5 protein-coding genes are annotated in these 6,380 nt (G+C 62.7%); 3 read left to right on the top strand and 2 right to left on the bottom strand.

Annotated features, from left to right (window positions below):
* Window positions 1-309: 309 nt before the first annotated feature.
* Both FJY68_12950 and FJY68_12945 read right to left on the bottom strand, forming a co-directional pair.
* Window positions 310-1,110, bottom strand: a complete 801-nt coding sequence (locus FJY68_12950) for a hypothetical protein (GenBank protein MBM3332732.1) — start codon at window positions 1,108-1,110, stop codon at window positions 310-312.
* A gap of 223 nt (window positions 1,111-1,333) precedes the next feature.
* Window positions 1,334-1,708, bottom strand: coding sequence for a hypothetical protein (locus FJY68_12945; GenBank protein MBM3332731.1), 375 nt, complete (start codon window positions 1,706-1,708; stop codon window positions 1,334-1,336).
* Between the two features lie 1,182 nt (window positions 1,709-2,890).
* On the opposite strand from FJY68_12945, the gene trxB reads away from it, so the two are divergent.
* The 3 genes from trxB to FJY68_12930 all read left to right on the top strand — a co-directional run bounded on the left by trxB (window position 2,891) and on the right by FJY68_12930 (window position 6,192).
* Window positions 2,891-3,886, top strand: a complete 996-nt coding sequence (gene trxB / locus FJY68_12940) for a thioredoxin-disulfide reductase (GenBank protein ID MBM3332730.1) — start codon at window positions 2,891-2,893, stop codon at window positions 3,884-3,886.
* Window positions 3,887-4,030: 144 nt separating this feature from the next.
* Window positions 4,031-4,975: a hypothetical protein gene (locus tag FJY68_12935; GenBank protein MBM3332729.1), complete on the top strand. Its 945-nt coding sequence runs from the start codon at window positions 4,031-4,033 to the stop codon at window positions 4,973-4,975.
* A gap of 113 nt (window positions 4,976-5,088) precedes the next feature.
* Window positions 5,089-6,192 (top strand): DNA recombination protein RmuC, encoded by a 1,104-nt coding sequence (locus FJY68_12930; protein ID MBM3332728.1) that lies wholly within the window; start codon window positions 5,089-5,091, stop codon window positions 6,190-6,192.
* Window positions 6,193-6,380 lie beyond the last annotated feature (188 nt).

Below are 6,380 nucleotides of genomic sequence, written 5' to 3'. Positions count from 1 at the left end.
GAAGCGCTGGCGCCCTGGCGAGATGCGCTGGCGCTGGTGTGTAGCTGGGCTGCTACATGCCGAGCAGCACTTCCGGTGCGTAGATGGCTACCGGCACATCCCCGCATTGCTGAGTGCACTGGAACGGTCCGCGTCACCGAAAGAAATTGACGCAACAGAGAGAGTTGCCTAAAGTGATGTGGGAGCCGCTAGGAATTTCAACTAACCGAGGGACATGCTCCTTGGGCGGAGCTTCGGTATAGGCATGCGCGCTTGTCAGAAGGCTCGCTGCGAGCAATGCTGCAACGCACGCATCCACTGCGCGCATGGCTACTTCTCTCTTTCGCCGACCGCGATGAGCCAACTTCGGTCGGTTACGCGACGAGTCCTATTCGGGCCCCTGTACGAAACGAGTTCCTCGAACGGCCGCCAAGGCAGGTCATCGCTCCAGAGCTGCAGACTCTGCGTGATCTCGCGTTCGCCGGGCCGAGGGCCGGGGATGGCGTTGCCGGCTAGATCATTCCGCACGAGGTAGACTGCTGCCGAAGGTCGCACCACTCTAGTGTCGAGGGCGTCCCCTTCTGCAAGGAGCCGCTCGACCATCGCCGGGTCGGCTGGACACGATATCTCGCGCAGGTCTGCAACGCCGTGGATACGATCCTCTGTCTTGAAGGCCGTGTCCTTGCTCATGAGCTGCAGGGGAAACCTGGGTAGTCGCGGTTCCCCTATGAATGGGCCGAATCGCCCGTCCGGGGTATCAAAGACGTCCGGCGCAACGCGCTTGCCGCCATCGTATCTCGCCAGCTCCATACGAACCAGACGCCAGTTGTCGGTACGGACGTACAGGACGATGCCGGCGGCTTCTTCCCGACGGACGTCGGGCTGCCTGTCGCCTCGAGTCTCGACAACATAGCAGTCGTTGTGCCCAACCTTCTCGATACCGGCCACGTCGTACCGCGTGTACTTCCACTCCCAGTTAACACCGCTCAGCGAGGACTGCCGCTCCCAAAGCGTCTTGACTATCCACCAATCGCCCACGCGCCACTTCGGCGCGTATTGCGCGACGCCCAATGACGGCAGAAGGGCAACGACGGCAAGCGCCAGCAGAGCTGCTCTTGACGTACCTCTCACAATGTACCTCCTGTCTGCGCCGACGAAACTCCCCGGCATGACGGGCCGGAAGCGCCGCTCGGCAACGTTCCCGACATCGTGTCTCCTGACGAGATTGTAGACTTCGGAAGTGCCGTGTCAAGTAGCAGTCGCGCGCCGTGTTGCGGGCGCGTGAATGCCGTCTCGCCCGGGCGCAGCCTCCGGGCTGGATGAGGAGAAGGACGAGGTCGGCCGGGCCGGTTCGCTACGGCGCGGGCGGCGCGGCGATGTTGAAGACCTGGGTGCGGACGTACCCAAGCACGTCGGGGTCGAGCCCGCGTCGGGCCCACTTTTCCAGGAGCACCTGCGCCTCGATGACGGCACTCTCGCCGCTTATCTGTCGCTGAGTTGTGAGCTTGTAGAGCTGTCGGCCGAAGTTGAGATACGGCACATAGTGGATGGTGCTGACTCCGCGGATGTTCAGGGCTTCGCGCACCTGGATTTCCGACGCCACCATTCCGGCGACTGCGGTCTGGTAGTGCTCGGCCATCTTCGCCCGCTTCTCCTCGAGGGTCTGTTTCACCCGGTCGAGGTTGTACTTCAATTCCCAGTTCTCTCTCCGCTTCACTGGGTCCTGCATGGTTCTTCCTCCTTTGTGTACGCTGTTCCGTGACCCGCCTCGCGGGTCGCCAAAAGCATCACGGCTGCTCGAACAGCGCTCCGTGCAGAAACCGCTTGTCCCCACCGAGACATGCAATGCGCAGAGCCGCACGGCATTCACGGCGAAGAGAGGGAGAAGGCCGCACAGAGCGCGTCGGCACTCACATGTTACATATGGACACCCTCGGCGTCAATAGCCGTCTTCATGGCATAAATACAAGCAATACAATATGTTATGTCACAGCCCCAATCCGGCATGGCACGGGAGGCGCCGGAAGCTGCGGTTTGCCGAATCAATGGGGGAACCGTTCCCCCAGCGGTTCCCGGAGTCGTACGACCAGTGATTGCAGCGATGGTTCCTGAAGTGAATGGAGGTACGTGTGAGCAGACGATTGGTGCAGCGAGTTCCGGTATCGTTCGAGCAGCGACTTGGCGACTGAGTCGTGAAGCGTATCGGAGTCTCGATCACCAGCTCGTTCCACAAGTCGTTGGAGAGATGGGTTGGGAAGTGAATCGCCCATACGTTCGTCGAACCGCTGGTAGATTCACTGGTCGAGTCGTTCGGCGAGCGAGTCGTCCAATGATTCGCCGGACCACAGCTCCTGGCTACCGCCGTCGAGATTCGCTCGTGCCCGGTGCTTGGACGTGTCTGGTGCCGCGGGCGGTCTAGGGCCGCTTGCGTTGCGGTTCAGCGACGACCGCGCAGCCCCAATCGCCGACGCGATGGATGTCCGCCGCCCCGACGTAGCCGGCGAGATGAGCACAGCCGTCCGCAGAACGGAATCCGCAACTGCCCCGCACGCCAGTCTGAGTCCGCAGCAGTGCTTCCGCAATTGCAGTTGAATCGTCCTGTCGTGAAGTCCCAAACGCTGCGAGGGATCGTGCATCCACGGCGGCACCGGCAAGCGACGGACGGCGAAGACCTCGCACGCGCTCCCGGTGTACCTCTGCCGCCTGATCAGCGCTGACGACGGCGCATCGTTGGTGCGGAAGACACTAATGAGAGCAGGAAATACCTGTCATTCCGAGCGAGCGCAGCGAGTCGAGGAATCTCTCGGACAGACCCTTCGACTTCGCTCAGAGCTTGCCCTAAGCCTGCCGAAGGGGTGACGTTGAGGGCTGTCAGACGTTTCTTGCTCGGTGGAGTGACCCTCGTGCGCTAGTGCCAGGTATCAAAGGCGCGGAAGGACGCATCCGGACTTGCCCTTCCGCGTCTTTTCTTCTACAATACGGAGCCGTGAAGCAGACTGAGATCCTCGCCGTCGGCGGCGGCCCGGCCGGCCTCACCGCCGGTATCTATGCCGCCCGTTCCGGCCACAAGGTAATCGTCCTTGAGAAAGCGTTCGCCGGCGGCCAGATGGCCCTCACCTCAGAAGTGGAAAACTACCCGGGCTTCTCCGAACCGGTGGGCGGTATGCTGCTTGCCCAGACCATGGAACAGCAGGCCACCCGATTCGGCTGCGAGATGCTGAACGCCGAAGCGACGGGTATCTCGGCCGCTCCTGGCGGCTTCGAGGTCGCGACCACTGCCGGTCCGGTCTCGACTGCAACGGTCATCGTCTGCTCCGGAGTCAAGCCGAAGCAGCTCGGCGCGCCCGGCGAGACCGAACTCACCGGCCGCGGGGTCTCGTACTGCGCTGTATGTGACGGCCCGCTGTTCAAAGGACGCGAAGTCGCGGTCATCGGCGGCGGTGACTCCGCCCTGGACGAAGCGCTCTATCTCTCGAACATGGTGACGCGCGTTCACGTGGTCCACCGTCGCGACGAGTTCCGTGCCTGCCGGTTCGCCCAGCAGCGGCTGCGCGCCCGCAGCAACGTCGACTACCATCTCTCCTGTACGGTCACCTCTTTCGACGGTACCCAGCGCCTCGCCGGGCTTACGGTCAAGAACCTCAGGGACGGGTCGAACTACTCGCTGCCGGTCAGCGGCGCGTTCATCTACGTTGGGTGGCTGCCCAACACCGGCTGGTGCTCGAACCTGCTCGAGCTCGACGGCTCCGGGAACATCAAGACCGACGACCAGCTTCGCACCAATGTCCCGGGCATATTCGCCGCAGGCGACGTACGCAACACCCATCTACGCCAGGTCGCGACCGCGGTCGGCGACGGAGCGCTGGCCGCGATGTCGGCACACGACTATCTCATTGGGAAGCGCTGATTCTAGAGGGAAGTCCGAAGTCCGAAACCCGGATGACGAATCAACGCAGAAATGACCAAGCTACCGAAGTCTGGACCACGATTCGTGCTTCGGACTTCCTTCGTCGTTCGAGCTGCGTCACTCGTACCTGCGGCTGAGCAGTAGATGCTCCGCGTTCTGACCCTGGTGCTGGCTCTCGCCCTGGCCGGCATCGGGGGACCGGCGCCTGCGCCGCCGGCCACGGCTTCCCTCCGGGTCGACCTGAAGTCCGAGCTCGACTCCCGGGTCCGGACGCTTGGCAGCGGGAGCTGGCGCACCGGCATCGCGGTGTATTCCTGCTCGCGCGACTCGCTCCTCTACGGCCTCAACGCCAGGTCAGCACTGTCACCTGCCTCGTGCCAGAAGCTGCTGGTCACCGCCTGCGCGCTTGAGCACTGGGATTCCTCGCTCGTCCGAATCCTCGACGCTCGGCTCGATTCCACCAACCTGCCTGCCCATCTCCACCGGGTCAACCGCAAATCCATCGACTCGTTGGGCCTGGATGCGCGGCCCGACTTTCCCGGCTACCGCCACCTTGTGCTCGCCAACCGTGAATCCGACAACTTCGAGGCAGAATGGATGCTCCAAGCCCTGAGCCGCCGCCACAAGGTCCCCGCTTGGAAGACCATTAGCACCTTCCTTGATGACCGCAAGGTCGCACGACCCGGCCTGCGGGTTTGGGATGCCAGTGGCCTGTCGCGCCGTAATCGCGTCGCTCCCGGCACGCTGGCAAGACTGCTGGTCACGGTCTACGAATCCAGGTGGCGGGACCTCTTCATCTCCACGCTGGCGGTGCCGGGCCGTCCCGGCACGCTCATCCGGCGCAACCTCGACGTCGGCTCCAACCTTGCGGCGAAGACCGGCTACATCCGCAACGTGTTCAGTCTGTCAGGCTTCCTGTTCGGCCAGACCGACACGTTCGCCTTCTCGTTCATCGTCAACGGCTGCGGTTCGGGCACGCGGGCTTACGAACTCTTCAACTCGCTGCTCAACACCGTCTACAACTGGAACGTGGGCGAGACGGTGGCATTGCCTGCCGGCGTACCCGACAAAGCCCGCATCCAGAACTGACCGGGCTGGCCTGCATCCGGATTTCCGGCTTCAATCGTCATTCGAGTTTCGGGCTTCGAACTTCTCCTGCCTCTCTCCCTTGACTGCCCGAAGGGCCAGTCTATGATTCTGACGTGACCGGTGTCCTTGGCACGATGATCGTGGCAATCAGCGCCGTAGCTGTGCTCGTTCTCGTCCTGCTGATCTACATCCGCGTATCCGCCGGCAAGGGCGACCAGCAAGGCCTGTCGCTGATGCAGGACCAGGTCGCGGCCCTGCGCCGCGAGACCGCCGACGCCCTCAACTGCAACACCAAGAACGTGAACGACCAACTTGTCGCACTCACGGCGCAAGTCCAGCAGAGACTGGACGCACTCGACCGCTCGATGCGGGACACGACCGGACAGGTCAACACCCGTCTGGACAACGCGGCTGTTGTCATCCGCGACGTCTCGGCCAAGATGGGCGAGCTCGCCAAGTCCTCAGAGCAGATATACGAGGTCGGAAAGGACCTGTCCTCACTGCAGCAGATCCTGAAGGCGCCGAAACTGCGCGGAGTTGTCGGAGAGTTGTTCCTCGGCAATCTGCTCGACCAGGTGGTGCCCGAGAACTACGAGCTGCAGCATCGGTTCCGGAGCGGCGAGGCCGTGGACGCTGTCATCAAACTCGGGCCCAAACTGGTGCCGATTGACGCCAAGTTCCCGCTCGAGAACTTCCAGCGCCTGTCCGCGGCCGGCGACGCGGAGCGGAAGAGCCTGCGCAAGAAGTTCATCGCCGACGTCAAGAAACACGTGGACGCCATCGCCAGCAAATACGTTCTGCCCGACGAGGGCACCTATGACTTCGCCCTGATGTATATCCCGGCCGAGAATGTCTATTACGAGACGATTATCAAGGACGAGCCGGACGAGGAGAACGTCAGCGCCTACGCCGTTTCGAAGCGCGTCATTCCTGTCTCACCCAACAGCTTGTACGCATACCTGCAGGCGATTGTGTTCGGCCTGCGTGGACTCCAGATCGAGAAGCGGGCCGAGGAAATCCTCAGCCACCTGAACCGGCTGCAGGGCGACTTTGGCAAGTTCCGCGACGAGTTCGACACCGTGGGCACTCATCTCAAGAATGCCCACAACAAGTACGACGACGCGCTCAAGCGCCTCGGCCAACTCGAAGGCAAACTCGAAATCAGTTCCGCCCTCGCCGAAACGCCCGGGGCGACTCCTCGCCTACCGCCTTCCTGACCCGCCGCAGCGCGACCCGCGCGGGTACCTTCCGGATGTCTGAAACCTGTTTCTGGTCGCTGGTTCTGAACTCTGACTTGTCCGAGTCCCCGGCTCGCTACTTGGCGCTCGAGTGCCTCCCGCGACGACGCGCGAAGATGACGATGCCGAACAGAGGAATCAGACCGCCGAGTGCGCCGTAGATGTAG

The organism is candidate division WOR-3 bacterium, assembly GCA_016867815.1.
In the GTDB taxonomy this organism is placed as follows: Bacteria; Hydrothermota; Tepidihabitantia; order Tepidihabitantales; family Tepidihabitantaceae; genus UBA2258.
This window is presented reverse-complemented; position numbering and strand designations above follow the sequence as displayed.

What these genes read in the sequence shown, in the direction of transcription:
- FJY68_12945 (MBM3332731.1), bottom strand. Translation starts at nt 1,708, where the DNA reads ATGCAGGACCCAGTGAAGCGGAGAGAGAACTGGGAATTGAAGTACAAC.
- FJY68_12935 (MBM3332729.1), top strand. Translation starts at nt 4,031, where the DNA reads ATGCTCCGCGTTCTGACCCTGGTGCTGGCTCTCGCCCTGGCCGGCATC.